At 27.4% G+C, this 317-nt stretch carries 1 pseudogene; it reads right to left on the minus strand.

The window, feature by feature from the left end:
- Positions 1-317, minus strand: a pseudogene (locus A8C32_RS20595) (glycoside hydrolase family 55 protein); the annotation flags it as partial.

The raw sequence follows: 317 nt of genomic DNA on the forward strand, positions 1-317 counted from the left end.
AAATAGTTACATCTTTTTTCGGAATATATTCCATACTTAAATCCTCAATACCAGAATTTTTAGATTCTTTAAAAATAAAAGTTTTTTTATCGTTACTTCCATTAGAACGAATAGTAACATTTAATTTTACAGCTTCTTGATTTTCTCCTCTTAGCACCACATTACTTTTAATAGTAATAGGCTTATCTATATTATATTCTCCCTCTTTTAATAAAATTACACTAGTTTTTCCTCCTGTATCAAGGGAATCAATAGCCTCTTGTATTCCATCGGAATCAGTGGGTTTTATTTCTTTTTTTACAACTAATGAATTTCTG

It is taken from the genome of Flavivirga aquatica (assembly GCF_001747085.1).
Classification (GTDB): Bacteria; Bacteroidota; Bacteroidia; order Flavobacteriales; family Flavobacteriaceae; genus Algibacter_C; species Algibacter_C aquatica.